The 18,657-nt window shown below is 61.0% G+C and carries 19 protein-coding genes, 2 tRNA genes and 1 pseudogene; 9 read left to right on the top strand and 13 right to left on the bottom strand.

Going from position 1 to position 18,657, the window contains the following annotated elements; all coding sequences use genetic code 11:
- A pseudogene (locus tag ACP5EL_RS04845) lies at positions 1 to 108 on the bottom strand (phosphoribosyl-AMP cyclohydrolase); the annotation flags it as partial.
- Positions 109 to 157: 49 nt separating this feature from the next.
- Between ACP5EL_RS04845 and ACP5EL_RS04840 the strand changes: the two are divergent.
- Together ACP5EL_RS04840 and ACP5EL_RS04835 are read left to right on the top strand one after the other, a co-directional pair.
- A complete protein-coding gene (locus ACP5EL_RS04840) occupies positions 158 to 1,357 on the top strand; it encodes an Nre family DNA repair protein (protein ID WP_428401346.1) in 1,200 nt (399 codons plus the stop codon).
- A gap of 270 nt (positions 1,358 to 1,627) precedes the next feature.
- The gene (locus tag ACP5EL_RS04835; RefSeq protein WP_428401345.1) at positions 1,628 to 1,909 is read left to right on the top strand and encodes a type II toxin-antitoxin system RelE family toxin; all 282 of its coding nucleotides are present in this window, start codon (positions 1,628 to 1,630) and stop codon (positions 1,907 to 1,909) included.
- Positions 1,910 to 2,025: 116 nt separating this feature from the next.
- On the opposite strand, the gene ACP5EL_RS04830 is transcribed toward ACP5EL_RS04835, so the two are convergent.
- The 4 genes from ACP5EL_RS04830 to ACP5EL_RS04815 form a co-directional block, all read right to left on the bottom strand.
- Complete coding sequence (locus ACP5EL_RS04830) at positions 2,026 to 2,520, bottom strand: RDD family protein (RefSeq protein WP_428401344.1); 495 nt, start codon at positions 2,518 to 2,520, stop codon at positions 2,026 to 2,028.
- 50 nt (positions 2,521 to 2,570) lie between these two features.
- Positions 2,571 to 3,956: a histone deacetylase family protein gene (locus ACP5EL_RS04825; protein ID WP_428401343.1), complete on the bottom strand. Its 1,386-nt coding sequence runs from the start codon at positions 3,954 to 3,956 to the stop codon at positions 2,571 to 2,573.
- Positions 3,953 to 5,635, bottom strand: coding sequence for a hydantoinase/oxoprolinase family protein (locus ACP5EL_RS04820; protein WP_428401342.1), 1,683 nt, complete (start codon positions 5,633 to 5,635; stop codon positions 3,953 to 3,955). Before ACP5EL_RS04820 ends, ACP5EL_RS04825 begins: the two co-directional genes overlap by 4 nt.
- 187 nt (positions 5,636 to 5,822) lie before the next feature.
- On the bottom strand, positions 5,823 to 6,380 hold the full coding sequence (locus ACP5EL_RS04815; RefSeq protein ID WP_428401341.1) for a fasciclin domain-containing protein: 558 nt from the start codon (positions 6,378 to 6,380) through the stop codon (positions 5,823 to 5,825).
- Positions 6,381 to 6,848: 468 nt separating this feature from the next.
- On the opposite strand from ACP5EL_RS04815, the gene ACP5EL_RS04810 reads away from it, so the two are divergent.
- Complete coding sequence (locus ACP5EL_RS04810) at positions 6,849 to 7,010, top strand: hypothetical protein (RefSeq protein ID WP_428401340.1); 162 nt, start codon at positions 6,849 to 6,851, stop codon at positions 7,008 to 7,010.
- Between the two features lie 59 nt (positions 7,011 to 7,069).
- Here the strand turns inward: ACP5EL_RS04810 and ACP5EL_RS04805 are convergent, their stop codons facing one another.
- The 3 genes from ACP5EL_RS04805 to ACP5EL_RS04795 all read right to left on the bottom strand — a co-directional run bounded on the left by ACP5EL_RS04805 (position 7,070) and on the right by ACP5EL_RS04795 (position 10,201).
- The gene (locus ACP5EL_RS04805; RefSeq protein WP_428401339.1) at positions 7,070 to 7,657 is read right to left on the bottom strand and encodes an SOUL family heme-binding protein; all 588 of its coding nucleotides are present in this window, start codon (positions 7,655 to 7,657) and stop codon (positions 7,070 to 7,072) included.
- Between the two features lie 186 nt (positions 7,658 to 7,843).
- Positions 7,844 to 9,010, bottom strand: a complete 1,167-nt coding sequence (locus tag ACP5EL_RS04800; RefSeq protein WP_428401337.1) for a redox-regulated ATPase YchF — start codon at positions 9,008 to 9,010, stop codon at positions 7,844 to 7,846.
- A gap of 90 nt (positions 9,011 to 9,100) precedes the next feature.
- Positions 9,101 to 10,201: a Coenzyme F420 hydrogenase/dehydrogenase, beta subunit C-terminal domain gene (locus ACP5EL_RS04795; protein ID WP_428401336.1), complete on the bottom strand. Its 1,101-nt coding sequence runs from the start codon at positions 10,199 to 10,201 to the stop codon at positions 9,101 to 9,103.
- A gap of 80 nt (positions 10,202 to 10,281) precedes the next feature.
- On the opposite strand from ACP5EL_RS04795, the gene ACP5EL_RS04790 reads away from it, so the two are divergent.
- Positions 10,282 to 11,244 carry a hydantoinase/oxoprolinase family protein gene (locus tag ACP5EL_RS04790; protein ID WP_428401334.1) on the top strand — a complete coding sequence of 321 codons (963 nt, stop codon included), beginning with the start codon at positions 10,282 to 10,284 and terminating at the stop codon, positions 11,242 to 11,244.
- Between the two features lie 29 nt (positions 11,245 to 11,273).
- Here the strand turns inward: ACP5EL_RS04790 and ACP5EL_RS04785 are convergent, their stop codons facing one another.
- Positions 11,274 to 12,899: a site-2 protease family protein gene (locus tag ACP5EL_RS04785; protein WP_428401333.1), complete on the bottom strand. Its 1,626-nt coding sequence runs from the start codon at positions 12,897 to 12,899 to the stop codon at positions 11,274 to 11,276.
- Between the two features lie 83 nt (positions 12,900 to 12,982).
- Here ACP5EL_RS04785 and ACP5EL_RS04780 point away from each other — a divergent pair, with 83 nt between their 5' ends.
- Positions 12,983 to 13,693, top strand: coding sequence for a formate dehydrogenase accessory sulfurtransferase FdhD (locus ACP5EL_RS04780; RefSeq protein ID WP_428401331.1), 711 nt, complete (start codon positions 12,983 to 12,985; stop codon positions 13,691 to 13,693).
- Here ACP5EL_RS04780 and ACP5EL_RS04775 read toward each other — a convergent pair whose 3' ends face one another.
- From ACP5EL_RS04775 to ACP5EL_RS04760, 4 genes are all read right to left on the bottom strand, one after another.
- Positions 13,694 to 14,230, bottom strand: coding sequence for a KH domain-containing protein (locus ACP5EL_RS04775; RefSeq protein WP_428401330.1), 537 nt, complete (start codon positions 14,228 to 14,230; stop codon positions 13,694 to 13,696).
- A 56-nt stretch (positions 14,231 to 14,286) separates the two neighbouring features.
- A complete protein-coding gene (locus ACP5EL_RS04770) occupies positions 14,287 to 15,072 on the bottom strand; it encodes a serine protein kinase RIO (RefSeq protein WP_428401329.1) in 786 nt (261 codons plus the stop codon).
- Positions 15,073 to 15,074: 2 nt separating this feature from the next.
- Entirely contained in the window at positions 15,075 to 15,434 is a 360-nt protein-coding gene (gene eif1A, locus ACP5EL_RS04765) for a translation initiation factor eIF-1A (RefSeq protein WP_428401347.1), read from the bottom strand.
- A gap of 94 nt (positions 15,435 to 15,528) precedes the next feature.
- A tRNA-Val gene (locus ACP5EL_RS04760) sits at positions 15,529 to 15,602 on the bottom strand.
- A gap of 120 nt (positions 15,603 to 15,722) precedes the next feature.
- Here ACP5EL_RS04760 and uppS point away from each other — a divergent pair.
- From uppS to ACP5EL_RS04740, 4 genes are all read left to right on the top strand, one after another.
- Positions 15,723 to 16,520 carry a polyprenyl diphosphate synthase gene (uppS, locus tag ACP5EL_RS04755; protein ID WP_428401328.1) on the top strand — a complete coding sequence of 266 codons (798 nt, stop codon included), beginning with the start codon at positions 15,723 to 15,725 and terminating at the stop codon, positions 16,518 to 16,520.
- A 42-nt stretch (positions 16,521 to 16,562) separates the two neighbouring features.
- A tRNA-Arg gene (locus ACP5EL_RS04750) sits at positions 16,563 to 16,656 on the top strand.
- Positions 16,657 to 16,693: 37 nt separating this feature from the next.
- Entirely contained in the window at positions 16,694 to 18,034 is a 1,341-nt protein-coding gene (locus tag ACP5EL_RS04745) for a signal recognition particle protein Srp54 (RefSeq protein WP_428401327.1), read from the top strand.
- 175 nt (positions 18,035 to 18,209) lie between these two features.
- A partial coding sequence (locus ACP5EL_RS04740) for a radical SAM protein (protein WP_428401326.1) occupies positions 18,210 to 18,657 on the top strand: 448 nt, incomplete at its 3' end.

Genomic DNA, 18,657 nt, shown 5'->3' with positions numbered 1-18,657 from the left:
CAGGGTCTTCGCCAGAGCCTCCCGGTTCATGTAGGCGAGCATCAGGACCTCGCCGGTCTGGGCGTCCTGGACGACTGCCGGGACGAGGTCTCCCTTGATCTCCATCATGGTCCGGTGATAGGCCTATATCCTATAAAAGCCGTTTTCGATTGGAGAGATGACTCGGTGCGTTCGCTGCAAGGGGCGGGGGCTCTGCGGAAGGCCGGTCTGCCCGATCCTGAGGAGCTTCCGGACGGCATCAGAGCTTCCGAAGCTCGGAACGACGATAGAGGGGCCGTCGCCCCCGGAGGTCTTCGTGGGGAGGTTCGGCTACCCCAGGGTCTCCGCCGGCCCCCTGGTCCCGGCGGAGGTGGGAGATCGTCTCGACCTCTGCCTGAGGCCCGCGGAGCTGGCCAGGATGGACGTCGCGGAGATCGTCTCCCTCCGATCGTCGATGGTGAGGTCCGGATCGAAGGTGGAGGTCGCCGACGCCCGAAAACCCGGTCGGCTCCTGGAGATGGCCCAGGAGATCGCCATGTCCTCGATGCCGGTGGGGACGGAGGTGACCTTCGAAAAGCCCCCCCGGGGCCGCCTCCGCTTCGACGGCTTCATGATGCCCACGGGGCCCTCGGGGTCGGTCAAAGAGATGGAGATCACCTCAAACCCCTCGATCCCGCGGAAGGTCGATGCGGTCGTCGAGGACTCGGACCTTCTGGCCGCCAGAGCCGTCGGCGAGCTCTACATCTCTGGGGTCGAGGTGGACGGGATATCGAGGCTCCTATCCCTGGGGCTCCTGGGCAAAAAGAGAAAGCTCGTCCCCACGAGGTGGTCGATCACCGCCTCCGACGACATCGCGGGAAAACATCTCATCGAAGCGATCCGGGACCATCCTCTCATAAACGAGTACCTCCTCTTCTCCGGTGAGAGGCTAGGAAACCATTTCGAGGTCCTCCTCGCCCCAGCCTCGTTCACCTACGAGCTGATCGAGGTCTGGCTCCCGAGGTCTGTCTGGTCCGGCGATGGACTTTGGATCGGCGCAGACCGCGAGGGCCCCGGCCCGAAGAAGGGGTACAGCAGTCTTTCCGGAGGGTATTACGCGGCCCGCCTCGCCCTCCTCGAACGATTGGCCGAGATGAGGCGGCAGGCCTCCGTCCTGGCGATCCGGGAGATCACCGAGGAGTACTGGGCGCCCCTGGGGGTCTGGGTCGTCCGGGAGGCTGCGAGGGAGGCCATGAGAAATCCGCCCCGAAAGTTCGAGACCCTGGAGGCGGCCCTGGCGGATATGGCGACGAGGCTGCGGACGCCCTCGCGCGACTGGCGGCCTTTCTCGGAGCTGGCGCAGGGGGCGGGGCAGACGACACTGGCGAGGTTCTTTTGAAGGGGATCGAGGGTAGGAAAGCTCTAAATTGCAAAAGTTCGCCACCACGCTGGGCGGCACCGCCCAGCTTCTCCGACTCTTCTTTGGCCCGGATCGCATCATAATTAGGCGAGATTCGGTTCGAGATGTCGATGCTGGCGAATCTGAGGCTGAGGAGCTGGACAGGCTGGCCCGAGAGACGAGGGAGAAGGGCATTTCGTGGAAGAGCCTCAAGGCAGAACTCGGATTATGAGCTATGAGGTTCTTTTACATCCGAAAAGAGCAAAAAGGATGATCGCCGCTCTTCCTCAGGCTCATCAGAGGAGGCTTAAGGAGCTGATCGATCCGCTCGCCGAGGGCCCCTTTCTCGCAAGGTCGGGTCATATCTTCGGGGATCATCTCAATAAAGCGAATTTTGACATCAAGCGGTGCAAAGGCCATGCAAACCGCTTTCGGGTCAAGTTCGGCGATTTTCGGCTCGTCTACCAGGTGGAGGAAGAGGAAAGGCTCGTCCTGCTTCTGAAGCTGGACTTCAGGGGCGAGGTCTATTCGCGGCCGCCAGATAATAAGTAGGGGCCTGAGGGCCTTCTGGGGAAGACGCCCTAGCTGTATGGCTCAGCTCATTCTGCATAACTGATTCGCTGGGGTTCGCCGAGCTGCCCGCCTCGCCCTCCTGGAGAGTAGACCCGCTACTCCGGCCTCACGTAGCGGACCCCCTCCGGCGCCGCCTCATCGACCACGACGACGATCGTCTCCGAGAGCCGGTTGAAGAGCCTCTGGCCCGATCCGGGCATGGCAATCCAACCGATGAGGCAGTCCAGGGGCAGAAGGAAGGCCTTGCCGAAGCTCTCGATGGCGGCCCGAGGGAGGTCGATCTCATCGCCCCTCATGTTGGTCACCTTCAGGCCCAGGGCCATCTTACCCAGGGACCGGCCCCGGTACCCCTCCAGGAGCGTCCAGTAGACGAAGAGGACGATGGCGTCGTCGGAGCCGAGGTCGACGAACCAGTGCTGAAAGAAGGGGCCGTGCATGGGTCCGAAGCCGAAGAAGTGGAACGGCCCGGCAATGCCTGCCAGAAGGTCCCACAGTATCCCCACCAGGATGATGTCGATCAGCCAGGCTCCGAGCCTCCGCCACCAGGAGGCGATCCGGATCTCCCTCATCTCTCCATACTCTCCATCCATACTGACCACCTGCCTCCGACGTGATCTTCCCTGGCCACAAGGCCACAGATTCAGTAGACCCTCTCGTTATGCATCCTGGTGCTGTAGAGCCGGAAGTCGTCCGAGTTCTTGTCCTGGAGGTAGACGTAGTTGTACCGGGAGTCGGTCTTGTGGGCCTCATACTCCTCCCTCGCCTCCTCGCGACAGCGCTTGCAGGCGAATAGGGGCACGAAGACGCCAAACCCGCTATCAGACGACCCGTAGCCCCTGACGGCGTCGGTATCGATGGTCATGTAGCCGGGGCAATTCTTGTCGGGACACATCTTCACCGACTCGGTCTGCTTCTCCCGGATCCCGTCGGTATCGTAGAAGATGTTCTTGTGCCTGCGGAAGAAGGGCCCTGCCCTCTCGACGGCTTTTGCCGTCAATTCGTCTCTCGCCTCCCAGATCCCCTGGAGGTACTCGACGGTTCCCTCGATATTCGCCTCCATAGCCCTCGTCATCGCAAACCTTCCGGGATGGTAGTCCGGCTCCCGCACGTTCGAGTAGTCGAGGCCGGCCATGGCCAGGATGATCCCGCAGTTGACGTACGGGAGGGCCGTCTCGATGGCGTACCCTCCTTCCAAAACCGCGATGTCCGGGGCCAGCATCTCGTTCAGCTTCGCATAACCCTGGGCCGAGAACCGCATGTTGGCCAGGGGGTCGGTGTAGTGGTTGTCCTGGCCTGCGGAGTTGACCACGAGCTGAGGCCGGAAGTCCTTCAGGATCGGAAGGACCAGCTCCTCCAGAACGTAATGAATCCCCTGGTCGGGGGTCTCGGGCGGGAGGGGTATGTTGATCGTCCTTCCCATCGCCTTGGGGCCGCCCTGCTCGTCGACGAACCCCGACCCCGGATAGAGGGTTCTTCCGTCCTGGTGGAAGGATATGAAGAGGACGTCGGGGTCGTGGTAGAAGATCTCTTGGGTCCCGTCGCCGTGATGGACGTCGGTATCGATGATCGCCACCCGCCGGAGGCCGTACTTTCGGCGGATATATTCGACCATGATCGCCTCGTTGTTGACGTTGCAGAATCCGCGGTTCCCGTGGGCGACCCTCATGGAGTGGTGGCCCGGCGGCCTGACCAGGGCGAAGGCGTTGGTGATATCCCCCTTCATGTAGGCGTCGGCGAGGACGAGGGTGGACCCTGCGGCGATGAGGTGGGCCTCGGTGACCTGGGACTCGACGGAGGGTATGCAGAAGTGGACCCTGGCGATGTCTTTCAGCTCCGCGAGGCGGGGCTTGTACTCCTCGACCTCCGGGAGGTCCATCAGCCCCTCCTCGAAGATCTGGTCTTTGGTGTAAAGAAGCCTCTCCTCCCTCTCGGGGTGGGTGGGGGTTATCGCCCAGTCGAAGGCGGGGAAGAATATCAGCCCCATCTTCCGCGCCCGCTTCCTGCTCTCCTCTCTCGGATTCTTCATAGTCTTCCACCTCCCGTCCACTCGGGGATGAGCCCCGCGGGAATCTGCATGCTGACGTCCAGGATCCGGCCGCTGGTGGACCAGCCCCGGACCATGTTGAAGACCTCGCTGTGGGTCACTATCGCCTCCGAGGCGTACTCCTTTATCCCCATCCTCTCGGCCAGCTCGCCTATCAGCCTCTTTGCCATAGCCTCCGCCTCCTTCTGGCCGAACTTTCGATCTCTGATCTCTCCGGTCGTCCCGTCCTCGGCGACGGTGTAAAAGCCCCGTTCGGTATCGGCCCTGAAGGTGAGGGTCAGGGTGGGTCTGGCCACGGCGGCGCCTATGGCGTTGGCGACGGTGGCGTTCTCGGGGATGATTCCTTTGGCGCCGAGCCTCTCCGCCACCAGGGGGACGAGCCCCAGGGACCCGCCGCCGACCCCGACGACGTTCTGGGGCCTGATCTTCTCCTTCTGGAGGATCTCCCAGACTCTATAGGCCGGCTCCAGCTCCCAGGCTAGGAACATCGCTTCGATCTCCGATAACAGCTTCTCGACGGCCGCGTCCACCACCATCTGGGCTGCCTCGCCCGCAGAGCAGCCGAGGTCTCGCCCCAGATCCACCATCGCCTTCTCAGCGAGGGTCCGCTCGCCGATGGAGATCATGTTCAAAAGCCTCAAGGCGTCGGTGGGGGTCGGCTCGGCTCCTCCGAGGCAGCGGGCGGGACCCGCGCGCTCCGGCCCGAGGGTGACCTCGTCGCCGTCGCCTCTCACCCTGCTATCGCCCCCCAGAGCCACGGACTTTATGGCGAAGGCCCTGATGTGGGTGAGGTAGCTGTTCACCTTGGCGCCCTCCGACGACATCAGGGGAACCCCGTCCAGGATCAGGGCGAGGTCTGTCGTCGTCCCGCCGATATCGACGACTACGGAGGTCTGGCCCGGCGGGGTGAGGGCCAGAACGCCCATGGTGCTGGCGGCGGGCCCCGAGAAGATCGTCTCGACCGGATGCTCGACGGAGGTCGCGAGGGGCAGCGTTCCGCCGTCGGCCTTTAGGATGTAGATGGGTGCCTCTATCTTCCTCTTGGAGACTGCCTCGGCTACATCTCTTGCAAATTCTCTATATCTGTCCTGAGCTGCGACCTTCAGCATCGTCGTCGCCGCCCTTCTTGGAAAGTTCAGCCGTCCCGAGGCCTGATGGCCCATCTCCACCTGGATCCCGGGGTTCGCCGAGAGGACGATCTCTCGCATCCTCTCTTCGTGGGAGTGGTTTCTCTGCCCGAACTTGCTCACCACCGCCACCTTCCCTCGGCCCCGTCGAGAGATCTCCGCTGCCGCGCTCTGGACCTGGCCTTCATCCAGGGCCTGGATCTCTCTTCCCCGGTAGTCGATGGCCCCCCGTACGATGTGGACCTCGTCTCCCAGGTTGTAGCCTTCGGGGTTCATCCCGGGCCCGGGCTCTATGATCAGGGCCACGGGATCGGTCTTCCCCTCGGCGATGAGGTTTGTTATGAGGGTGGTGCTGAGAACTACCCGCTCGATCTTCTTCGGCGAGACGTCCCGAACGATCTCGTCGAGGGCGCTCATCAGGCACTCCAGGAGATGGTCGTGGTCGGTCGGGACTTTCGACGTGTTTATCGTCTTTCCTTCATCTATTAGAACCGCGTCTGTAGTGGTTCCGCCGACATCGATTCCGATCAACATAATTTTATCGCCTTTGGCGATCGCATGATTAAGGTCATATATCGGGTTTTTGGTGATCCTGGCGATCGAGGATGGCAAGGCTGGCCCGACCCGATGGAGAAGATGATATCGAAAAATGGATTTTGGAGGCGGGCTGCGAGTTCCTCTGACTCGAGCCGCCCCTTTGGACGATTCTAAAAATCCGTCCTCAGATGAGGCCGGTGTCGTTATCGTCGCCTATATCTTGAATCTCACCGACCACTTCTTCGACGGTCTCCTCGACCTCCATGGTCAGCTCCTCATCGAGGGGCATCAGGACGGCGTCGATGACGTGGATTACACCGTTACTGCAGACGATATCGGTCGCCGTAACGTTGGCGCCGCCGACCATCACGCCCGCGTCGGTTACCTCAACGCTGAGCTCTCCGCCCTCGAGGGTCTCGATCTCGGTCATGTTCACGACGTCCGCCTCCATGTACTCGCCGGAGGCGACGTGGTACTTGAGAATATCTGCCAGGGAGTCGGTGTCGTTCATGTCGATATCTACGCCGGCGAAGGCCTCGTCGGTGGGGGCGAAGACGGTGAAGGGCCCTTCACCGTTGAGGGTCTCTGTAAGTCCTGCAGCATCCACTGCAGTCACCAGGGTGCTGAAGTTCTCCTCTGCGGCTGTCTCTACGATCGTCATCATCTCTTCGTCCTCTGCTGCGGACATTCCGATCGACAGCATCGAGACGAAGATTAAAGCTATGAAAGCTTTTTTCATCATTTACTTTACCTCCACTCCGTTGTTTACGTCCAGCTTTTTGGGTCATTATTACATATAATGCTTTCCATTGAACCGTATGATTTCATTTGTTGTAGTTATTTGAGAATATTTGGACAAATTACCTCAAGTCTCAACCCCGAGTGCTGCAAGCAATCATGCCGACAAATTATCGAATATGCATATCACGTCTTTTCCTTCGGAGCGAATGTCTGAAAATGTCCGTTGATCTTTCATTATTCCAGAGATCATCGCCTTCCAAGCCTCCACCTGGGTGAAGTCTCATCCCGTCAAACCTTTTTATCGGATGAGCTCATAGGGTAAGCTGAATAACTACTGCGCCTGTGGCCTAAAGAGCTGAGATTTCCGGGTTTATGATCAAGTTTACGTGCATTGTAAAGATCAAGCCCTTCGATCCGGATCTGTCCGCAGGCAGCAGAGAGAGTGAAATCTCGAAGAGGTGAAAAATAGTTGTCTCTGATAAGCTTGGTGATAGCAGTCCTGATCGGAATTGTGGTCTTGGCCATGTTGATCGGCATCTTCGGCGTCTTCCTCTACGACCAGATCGTCTCCACGGCCAAGTCGGCCTTCTCGGCGGTGGGAAATCTTAAGGGCGGGCTGAAGAAGCCCTGACCCCGATCTTCAGCCTCCTCAACCACAAATTTCAATTTCGAATTTTCGGGTGGATTCGATCAGAGGCCAACCTCCAGCCCCACCTCGTTTCGGCGCATGAAGGGGGGAGCCCAGGGGTCGTTGTACTGCATGAGGACCGGATCGCCAATGGTTTCTATCCCCTGAGCCTCAAGGGTCTCTTCGAGGATCTTGAGGTGTCTTTTTCGGCTATCCTCAGTGGCGTATCCTGAGAAGGCGATTACCGCCATCCTCCTCTCCTTCACCAGCTCGATCTTCACCTTCTCGTCCAGGGGCCGGGGTGTCCCCTCCAGGTTGAAGTCTTCGGGCATGACGAAGGCCATAAACATCTCCCCATCTTCCTCCCAGGTTACGACGGGGGCTGTCATCTCGATCTTCTTCTCCTCCTCGTTGGCGCCGGTGATGTAGCCGAAGAGGCGGCCAAACCCTTGGTTCTCGTCTTCTGCGAGGGTCACAGCCCAGATCTGGTTGGAGTACTCTCTGATCTCGACATCGTTCTCTAGGGTCTCGATGACCTGGTAGGGGGGCTCTTTTACGCTCATGGAGACGAACGCTCCATAAAGGGTCCAGAGTAGAAGCGCCGCCAGGATCGCGACGGCTGCCATCTGGATCTTTGAGATCTCAATCATCTGCTCAGCTCCGCGGTCGTTTATCTTCTCTAGTCTGTCTATTCATGAAGGCATTACGACAGTCCTGGCGGCGTGGAAACGACGGGAGCTCAATACTCAGCAGATACTGAGATCAAGCCTGTCTCGCAATCCTGACTAAGCTCTGAGAGGCACTGGGCTGAAGATGGCCCGCCCCTCCGCCCCCCTTCACTTCGTCGAGACTATCTTGATCACGTCCCCGGCCGAGAGCTCGTGCTTCTCCCCCAGCCTCCTCTTGCTCCTCCCGTCCAGGGCGAAGAGGAAGCTGTCCCCGATGTCGGTATGAATCCGGTAGGCGAGGTCTTTGGTCGTCGAGCCCTTCTTCATCAGGTAGGCGTCCGGCAGGACGACACCGTTCCGGTCGGTCCACTTCCCCTCGTCCTCCACCGGGAAGACGGGTATGTAATCGAGAAGCTCGAAGACCGCCCGGTCGATGCACTCCTGGACCCCGGTCCCGCCGGTCGCCTTCAGGATCGCCCGAATCTTTTCGAGGCCAGCCTTCTGGGGGGCAGAGAGGTCTTTTACCAGCTCGAAGTCCGCATCGCCCGGCCTGTACTTTATGGCGCCGCTCTTGTCCGCCATCCTCAGGGCCACCTCGGCCGCGGCGCTGGTGGGGACCACGATCTCGTCTAAGGCCTTCAGGCGGGCGACGAACTCGGGGGGCGCAACATCCACCTTGTTCGCGGCGATGATCATGGGCTTGGAGGCGTCCCGGAGGAGCTCCGCGAACCTCTTCATCTCCTCTTCGCCCCACTTCGTCGGATCGCCCTTCATCGTCGAGAGGGCCCAACGGACGTGGTTGTCGCTGACCCCGGCTCCTGCGAGCTGCTCGGAGATGAGGGGCTCGATCTTGATCCCCTCGGCCCGGACCCGCCTCATCAGCCTCTCCCAGTTTCGGTTGAGGATGCCGAAGAGCCACATCCCGATCTCGTGCTTGAGGAAGAGGACGTCCTTTTCGGGGTCGTAGTTTCCGACCCCCACGGGGTTTCCCTCCGCGTCCGCCGAGCCGGAGGCGTCCAGGACGTGTATGACGGCTTCGGCGACCCGGAGGCTGTCCAGAAACTCGTTTCCCAGGCCCTTACCCAGGTGGGCGTCGGGGACGAGCCCGGCCACGTCGATCAGCTCCACGGGGACGTATCTCACCCCGTCCCTGCACCTGCCGCACTCGGTCCCCGTCTCCTTGCATGGACAGGGCACCCTCACCGCGGATACCCCGTGGTTTGCATCGATGGTGGTGAAGGGGTAGTTTGCTATCTCCACCTCGGCAAGGGTCGCCGCCTTGAAGAAGGTGGACTTGCCGGCGTTAGGCTTTCCTGCGAGCCCCACTGACAACATGGGATATCATCCAGGTCTATCGGTTCTGCACTTCTCTCAGATCTCGATTTCAAGCCCGTCATTTTTCGGGCCCTCTTCGTTTTCTTCTCTTCATCTCCGGATGTTCACGGGAACGCCCCGTCCGAGGAGCTCCGCGGTCTTGGTGTTGAACCGCTCCTCCTTCCCCTTGGCCAGCCTCCCGGCGAGGGCGAGCCCCTTCTCGGAGATCGCCTTCTCCTCGATGGCTCCCGCCTTGAGGGCCTCCTCATAGACCTGAGCGCCGACATCGGTTCTGGCGAGGACCGTCGACCAGCCAGCCTTCGAGCCCACGGACCCGACGGATACGTCGGCCAGCTCCGCGGCGAAGTCGAAGCAGGGGCCACACCCCTTCCAGACGTAATCGTCGGTCTCCTCCAGGGGGACCTCCTTCACCTTGTCGCCGGAGATGACCCTGAACATCCCCTTCTGGATCTCGAACTTATCGACCTCCTCGGCCTTTAGCCCGAAAGAGCCCTGGACCAGGTTCGGGAATAGCCTCTCGTACTCGAAGTTCTCCATGCAGAAGAGGCCCACCAGAAGGGCTATCTTGTCCTGGCCGAACGCGTAGGGCTCCTCCAGGAGCTGGACCTTCCGAAGGGCCTGGATCTGGCAGGGGGTCCCGACGAAGCCGATCTTCTTGAAGCCCTGGTCCATGGCCATCTGGACCCCGGTGATGCTGGGGGTGATGGTGTACTTCGTCCCGGCGGAGGCGGCTATCTCCTCGGCCGTCGTTGCGATCCTGGGGACGCCCCTCCATTGATCGTCCTTATCGGTGACGACGGCGCAGTCGATGACCCCGGACTCCAGCGCCTTTATCAGGAGGGCGGTGGCCACCCCACCGTCCTGGACCCTGACGCCCGACTTGGCGATCCGGGCGGAGGCGGCCTTCCTGTAGACCCCCAGGGGCTCGTCCTCCTTCCTCTCTCTCCCGAAGATCCTCTCTGTCATCCGCGGCATGTCCAGCATCGTCCTCGGACAGTAGGCGTAGCATAGGCCGCAGAGGGGGTCGTAGTCTACGAGCTCGGGTCTGTTCCCCTCTTTATCGATCTTGGGGCAGAAGGCGATGCAGTTTCCGCAGTAACAGCAGAGCTCCTTCTTGATGACGTCATGTTCCAGCTCACCAAATCCATACTCCAGATAGGTGGGCTCGGGATACTTCTCCTTGGCAGCCATGATCATCTCTCCAAAAGCTAGGTGCGTAATGACGGCCAATTAGACTAAAGCTTTTATGGTATATCGGGTCCTCGACGGTTATGATCCTCGGCCTCGACATCGGGGGAGCCAACACCAAAGCCGCCAGCTCCGACGGTTCCTTCACCAGAATCGATTACCTGCCCCTCTGGAAGGGGGCGCGCCTGGTGCCCCTCCTCCGCCGACTCTCCCGGCAGGCGGAGCCCGAGGCCCTCGCCGTGGTCATGACCGGCGAGCTGGCGGACTGCTTCTCGAATAAAAGGACCGGGATCCTCTCCATCAAGGATGCGGTCGAGGGGTCCTTCTCCTGCCCCATCAAGTTCTGGGGCGTCGACGGCTTCGGGTGGACTGAAATCGGCGACCTCGCCGCCGCCAACTGGTCCGCCTCAGCCCATCTGGTCTCCGAGGAGATCGGAGACTGCCTCTTCGTGGACATGGGCTCGACGACGACAGACCTTATACCGATAAAGTCCGGACCAAAGGCCGCCAAAACCGACTTCGAGCGGCTGGCAAACGGCGAGCTGATCTACTCCGGCCTTCTGAGGACGAATCTGGCCGTCCTTCTGAGAGGGGTGGAGATCGGGGGAAGGAGGGTCCCCCTCTCCTCAGAGTTATTCGCCATCGCCGCCGACGCCCACCTCGCCCTCGGCGAGATCGCCGAGGACGACTACTCCGTCGAGCCCCCCGATGGCGGCGGAAGAGATCGGATCTCCGCACTGAGACGGCTCGCGAGGGCGGTCTGCGCAGACCTCGAGGAGATCGGCTCCGACGGCGCAGCCGAGATCGCCCGCCAGGCGAGATCCTGCCAGTCGAGGCTGCTGACAGAGGGGATCTGCAGAGCGGCGGAGCGGCACACCCTCCACCTCGTCGTCGCCGCCGGGATCGGGGAGGGGATGATCGAGGAGGCCGCCCGCAACCTCGACCTCGAATGCGTTCGCCTCTCAGAAAGGTACGGCTCTGGGGTTTCGGAAGTATTTCCAGCCTACGCCGCAGCCCGTCTGCTGGAGATGGAGCCGTCGGGCTAGAAAGCTCCCCCTCTCTTCTGCTGAATAAGCTAGCCTCCAAAGCCGTGGGCGAGGTAGGGGGCGACGATGATGAAGATGAGAGACGAGAAGATCAGCCAGGCCATCAGCGCCACCACGGCCCTCGTCATCCTCTCCGCCCTCGCCTCGCTCTTGAAGACCGCCGCAAACCCCATGTGCAGCAGATCTCGAAATATATGTCCTCCGTCCAGGGGGACCGCGGGAAGGCAGTTGAAGAGGCCGGCGTAGAGGTTTATCAGCCCGACCCAGAAGAGGAAGTTCGCGATCCAGAAGATTTTGCCGCCCAGGGGCTCGGCCCAGCCCGCGGGCTCGAAGAGCTGGTTGATCCAGCCCGAGAAGCCCGGAAAGCCCATCTCGGTGAAGCCGGGGATCCCGGAGAAGGGGAGGCCCATGAGGGAGATCATCCCAAAGAGGCCGGACCGGGGCATCTCCCGGAGGGCTGCGAGGAAGGGCCCCGCCGGAAACTCCTGAAAGGTGACGCCATCCAGGTAGACGGCGTTAGCCGAGACCTCGGAGAAGCCGACCCCCAAAAACCCCGTCCCCGATCCGTCGGGGTTGGCGGTGAGATTGGCGACGTGCTCGCCCCGGTTCGTCCCGATGACCACCGTCTGACCCCTGCGGGTGGTGTTCATATAAGACCTGAAAGACTCCCAGTCCGGGGTCGGGACGCCGTCGATCTCGGAGATGGTGATCCCCGAGGCCATCCCCGCCTCCTCGGCCGCTGAACCCTCGAAGACGTAGGAGACGACGACCCCCCGCCGGAGGGGTCCATCGACGCCCAGCTCGACGACCTCCTCGCCCCAGAGGAGGCTGAGGCTCTTCGGAGCCCCTTCTTCTGCCATCAGATCTTCAATACTTCCGATCTGCACGCCGTCGGCTTCAAGAAGGATCATCTGCCGCTCAAATCCCGTCATATCGGCATCGGAGCCCGGAGCCACGTCCACCACCACCACCCTATCCACGGGGGCGATGGCCCCGATCACCGGCCCGAAGAAGAGGGCCAGAGCCACGGCCGCCACGACGAAGTTCGCTATGACCCCTGCGGAGAGGATACGGACCCGAGCAGCCCGGGACGCCTTCGCCTTTTTGTCTTCGGAGCCGAAGAGCTCCTCCTCGTCAGGCTCGACGAAGGCGGCCACCGGGGCCGCGAGGAGGGCGATCCCCATCGACTTGACCCTGATCCCCTCGGCCCTGCAGAGGATCCCGTGACTGAACTCATGGACCGCCATGGTAACGAAGAGGGCGACCCAGCCCCACCAGAGGGGTATGAACTGGTTTATCCCCGGGATCAGAAGGACGTTCCGTGGAGCGGTGTAGACGGAGGGCTCCGGAGGCGACCTCATAACGGCGAAGGTCATCAGAAGGAAGAAGGCGAGAAAGGAGAACATCCCCAGGACTACGAGAGGAATCCCGGCGGTGATCGAGAGCTTCCAGAGCCTCCTCGGTCTGCTGAGCCGGTCGATGAGGGAGAGCCACCTCGTCGTCCTGATCATGATCACAGGACCCCAGTTTCCAAGGCTGAGCCCCCTCAAGCTCTGGATTCGGCTCAGCCTTTTGGCCAGGATCCAGTGGAGGTTCAGGGCCAGGATCGCGATCAGAAACCAGTCGTAGAGGGTCAGCTCCATGTTTAATGACAACGGTTCGTCCTCCGATATTCGAATTCGATGAAGTCGCTCAGATTCTGATAAGGCATATATAATCTCATGGCTGATCTGCGGTCGTGAAGCACCGGGACCTCAAGACGCTGAGGATCGAGGGAGGCGAGATCTCCGAGATCGAGGAGCATCTTCCCCGAGAGGTAGAGCTCGAGATCTTCGCCAACGGCGACCTCTTGGCAAAGGCGACGATCACTCCGTCCATGGAGGTGGAGTTTGTGGCAGGCCACCTCCGGTATCGGGGGATTATCGAGGAGGGGTGCGAGATCAGGTCCCTCTTGATCGAAGGCCAGAAGGCCTGGGCAGAGGTCGATCCCCGGTCTGAGAAGGGGCTCGGGGTGGGGGCGGCGAGGAGGGCGGGCGACGCAGCCGGAACCGTCCGGGCCGATGCGATCCTCAGAAACCTCGCCCTCACCCTCGACTCGGACCTCTACAGGAGGACGGGCGGAACCCATACCTCCTCCCTCTGTCGGGGAACGTCGATCCTGGCGACCGCCGAGGACGTAGGCCGCCTCAACACCCTGGACAAGATCTTCGGCTGGGGCGTCCTCCGAGGGCTGGACCTTGCGAGCTGCTACGCCGTCACCTCCGGCAGGATAACGAGCGCCACCATCGATAAGGCCTCCAGGTTCGGCATCCCCCTCATCGCCTCCAAGGGGGCGGTCACCACCCTCGCCGTGGAGATGGCGGAGAGGAGGGAGATGACTCTGGTGGGCTTCGCCCGAAAGATGAGGATGAACGTCTACGTTGGGGAGGATAGGGTCACCCTGGATTGATCAGAGCTCGTCGATGCTGGAACTGACCAGCTCCTGGTTCTTCTTCTCCAAGTAGCCGTAGACAGCGCCGTGGGGCGCTCCGTCTATCAGCATCTCGATGGCGGCTCTTGCGATCCGGATCTGTTCGGGATAGCCGATGATTCCGACGGTCTTGCCGTAGACGGAGATCCCGACTCCGGTCAGCTTCTCGGTGATCTCTCTCGTCCTGCCGTCTTTGCCGATTATCCTTCCTTTTATCCGGGCCATGTCGCTTTTGGTGTTGCAGATCCGAGAGAGGTCTATGACGTCCAGCATAAGCATCTCTTCTTCCAGAAGCGAATAAGCTCTTTCAGGAGAGAAGCCCCGAGCTATCGCCCGGACGACCTCGGCGAGGCGCATCGCCATGATCGGGTCCTCCTCTCCAGCGATGATCTCGACTGCGCCGGTATCGCTGTCTATATCAAGCGTCGCGCCGGTCTTCTCTTCGAGGGTGCTCTTCACCGATCCCGAAGGACCTACCAGAACCCCTATCCGATCTGCTGGAATCTTGATATGCAAAAGTATCAGCCTCCGCGTAAGCGTTTATTTATTGATAGCTTCGATTATAGAAAAAGTCAGCCGTCCTTTCCGGCTCTGATCTTCTCCTTGATGGCCTCCTCTGAGCCGACGGCATACTTCTTGCCGAAGTGACGGGCGAGGTTTGATATGTCCCTCTCCAGAAAGCTCCTGGCCATGGGGTGTTCTCGGGTCACCGACTGGCCCATATCGATGATCACCGGCTCTCCGTCGTGGTAGAGGATGTTGAACTCGCTCAGGTCGGCATGGACGAGGTTCGCCCTGTTGTAGAGGAGAGATACGTACTCTGTGATCTTCTCGAACGCCCGCTCCGCCTCTCTCGCCTCCAGCCTTACATCTTTCAGCTGGGGCGCCGGCGATCTGCCCGTGCCCACCATCTCCATGACCAGGATGTTCTCCCTCATGGCGATGGCGTGAGGGACCTTCACCCCCACCTCTTCGGCCCGCCGGAGGTTTCTAAACTCCTTTCTCGTCCAGGCGGTGATGATCGCCCTCTTCGTCCCCTTGATGCTGCCGAACCGGGGGTCACCGAGGAGGTAATTTTGCATCGCCTTGAAGTTGCTTGTATTAATGCGGTAAATCTTGACGGCGAGGTCCTTATCGTCATCTCCTTTGGCGCGGAATATGTTCGCTTCCTTGCCGGTGCTGACGGCGCCGCCGAGGGAGGCGATCACGCCCTTGCTCGCGAGGGCGTACAGGTCCATCAGAGCGCGCCGGTCGAAGACCTCGTCTTGTACCTTCAGGTCGTCAGAATCTTTGATTCGCTCCCGCATCAGGTCTATCTTCGCCTCGAACTCTCTCTGCTGCTTGGATTCCTCGGTCATGCCTACCTTTTGAGGAAACCCTTACGCACGAGGTAATCAACCTGAGGTCCGGTGTACCTCCATACGACGTCGGCCTTCTCGTCCTGAAAGTCCCAGGGGACCACGATGACGACGTCGCCTTCCCGGATCCAGATCCTCTTCTTCATCTTGCCGGGTATTCTGGCCATCCTCTCTTTGCCGTCGAGGCACCTCACCTTCAGCCTGTTTGAGCCGAGGAGCGTCTCCACGAATCCGAATATCTCTCTATCATACGCTCGCGGGAGGCGGACTCGCGTTACTACCTCCGGACCTTGTGCATTCCTCTTCCTTTTTGTACTTGCATAATTTGCCAGCTTATCACCTCTGGAGAACGAATCAAGCATCAAATCCGACATCTGGGAGCAGATAACCTGAAGTTCATTCAGCATTTCTAATTGCCGGGTATGATAATTAAAGGTTGTGACCAAAATAGGTTGATGGGCCCGACGCGATTCGAACGCGTGATCCCCGCCGTGTGAAGGCGATGTCATAACCACCTAGACCACGGGCCCTCAGCCCCTGCACGACGTCATGCGTATTAGTATTTTTTCCTCCGCTCAGGCCCGAGCCGAAGGGCCGAAGAGGCCTTCCGGAGAAGACCTTTTAAATGGTAACTCGATAAGGTGATGGAGATGGACTTGTGCCGATCGCTCTTGGCCTCATTGTCGCTCGGACCCCTGCGAACCCTTTACGAGAGGGTCCTGGAGATAGAGACGTTGAGGGGCGGGGTTCCCGAGCATGTCGCCATCATCCAGGACGGGAACCGCAGGTACGCCAGGATGAGGGGCGTCTCCAGCTTCGACGGCCATAGCCGGGGCGCCGAGACGACGGAGATGGTGGCCGACTGGTGTCTGGCGCTGGGGATAAGACATCTCTCAGTCTACACCTTCTCCACCGAGAACTTCGACCGGGACGAGGCCGAGAAGGAGTACCTCTTCGAGCTGATTGAGCGGAAGCTTCGGGAGCTGGCGGTCTCGGAGAAGGTTCACAAAAACCGGATCCGGGTGAGGGCTATCGGCAGGATCGGCCTACTGCCGCGCCGGCTGCAGGAGGCGATCGGAGAGGTGGAGGCCGCAACCCGGGGATACGACGGTATGCACTTCAACCTGGCCCTCGCCTACGGCGGAAAGAGCGAGCTCGCCGACGCGGCGAGATCCCTGGCCGCGGAGGTGAGAGAGGGTCAGCTCGACCCCGAAGACCTGGATGAGGATGTGGTGGCATCCCACCTCTACCCTGCGGGGGGCGATCCTCTCCCCGAGGTGGACCTGATAATAAGGACCGGTGGCGAGGTCAGGACATCAAACTTCCTCCCCTGGCAGGCGAACGGGAGCTGCTGTCCCGTCCACTTCTGCGCGCCCTTCTGGCCGCAGTTCGGAAGGGTCGAGTTCTTGAGGGCGATAAGGACCTTCCAGGCCGTCAGGGGACGGTAATCAACAGGCTTAATTACCATAACCGTCCTACCCGGCAACCGTGTCCCGATAGGGTAGTGGATATCCTAGAGGCCTGCGGAGCTTAGGGTTATCGCGCAGAGAGCCTCAGACCCGGGTTCGAGTCCCGGTCGGGACGTAACTTCTCAACAAAGCGATACGGATGTTTGGTCTTCATGGTTCTGGATAGCCTTGGTGGATCGCTGAGGGGAGCGCTGAAGAAGATCGCCTCCGCGAGCAGGATAGATAAGCAGGTCGTCGACGAGGCGGTGCGGGAGATCCAGCGGGCCCTCCTCCAGGCGGACGTCAACGTCAAGCTGGTGATGAACCTCTCCAACCGGATCCGGGACCGCGCCCTCTCCGAGAAGCCCGCCCCCGGGATGAACCCGCGAGAGCACGTCATCAACATCGTCTACCAGGAGCTCTTGAACCTGGTCGGCAAGAGCTCTCCCGTCTCCCTGGAGAGGCAGACGGTCATGCTGGTCGGCCTTCAGGGGAGCGGCAAGACCACCACCGCGGCTAAGCTGGCCACCTTCTTCCAGAGGAAGGGGCTGCGGTCCGCCGTGGTCTGCGCCGACACCTTTCGGGCTGGAGCCTACGACCAGCTGAAGGCCCTCTGCGAGAAGCAGGGGGTCTTCTTCTACGGCGAGAAGGGAAACCCCGACGCTCCGGCCGTGGCCAGGAAAGGGCTTGAAGCGGCGAAGAAGTACGACGTTGCGATCGTGGACACCGCCGGGAGGCACGCTCTGGAGGACGACCTGATCCAGGAGATGATGGATATCGACGCCGTGGTCCACGCCGACCACAAGCTCCTGGTTATGGACGCCGCCCTGGGCCAGCAGGCGAGCGAGCAGGCCAAGGCCTTCGACCGGGCGGTGGGGATCACCGGGGTCATCATCACCAAGCTCGACGGTACCGCCAAGGGGGGCGGCGCCATGTCCGCCGTCGCCGAGACCAACTCCTCGGTCGCCTTCATCGGGGTCGGCGAGACCCCGAGCGACCTGGAGCGGTTTGAGGCCGACCGGTTCATATCCCGTCTTCTGGGGATGGGCGATATCAAGACCCTCATCGAGCGGGCCCAGGAGACGAAGATGGAGGAGGAGGTGGACGTCGAGGCCCTGATCCGGGGCAAGTTCACCCTCAAGGACATGTGCAAGCAGATGGAGGCGATCAACAAGATGGGCCCCCTCAAGCAGATCATGCAGATGCTCCCCCTGGGCGGGATGGGGCTTGACATCTCCGACCAGGAGTACCAGGTGACAAAGGACCGGCTCGACAAGTACAGGGTGATCATGTCCTCCATGACCGAGGCCGAACTGGAGGACCCCAAGATCATAACCGCCTCTCGGATCAAGCGGATCTCCCGGGGCAGTGGAACTCAGCCGGAGCTGGTGCGGGAGCTCTTGAAGTCCCACAAGGCGATGCAGAAGGCCCTCAAGGGGATGCGGGGGATGAACAAGAAGGGGATGAAGCGGATGATGAAGCAGTTCGGCCCCATGATGGGCGGCGGGATGTAGCCGTCCCAGCCCCCTTCTTCTACATCGAGCCTCCATCTTCTCCGCCAATTTTCTGGCAGGCCTATCTGCCTCTAACCCCGAGGATATCCAGAGCAGAACTTCTCCCACTCCCTGGAGAGGACCAGAAGGCCGCTACAAACCTATTTAACAGAGGAAGGGGCTCTTAGCGCGGAAAATGACCGAATGGGAGTCGGAGTTCACGGGCTCTTTCGAAAGCTACCTCTCGCCGGGATGCCGGATCTGCCGCCAGGGGGCGTCATTGGTCTTGTTCGTCACCGGGGTCTGCGAGAGGGACTGCTTCTACTGTCCCCTCTCAGAGGAGCGGCGCGGAAAGGACGTCGTCTACGCCAACGAGCGACGGGCGGGGTCCGACTCCGAGATCATCGAGGAGGCTCATGCCATCGGCGCCCTGGGGACGGGGATCACCGGGGGCGAGCCCCTGCTGAAGATGGAGTTTGTATTGAGGTCGATCCGGTCTCTGAAGCGGGAGTTCGGGGAGGACCACCACATCCACCTCTACACCGGAGCGAGGCCCGGCCCCTCCTCCCTCCGGGCCCTGGCCGAGGCGGGGCTCGACGAGATCAGGTTCCACCCCCCGACCTCCGACTGGTCGGAGCCGGGAT

Source organism: Methanocrinis sp. (assembly GCF_049974945.1).
Lineage (GTDB): Archaea > Halobacteriota > Methanosarcinia > Methanotrichales > Methanotrichaceae > Methanocrinis.
This window is presented reverse-complemented; position numbering and strand designations above follow the sequence as displayed.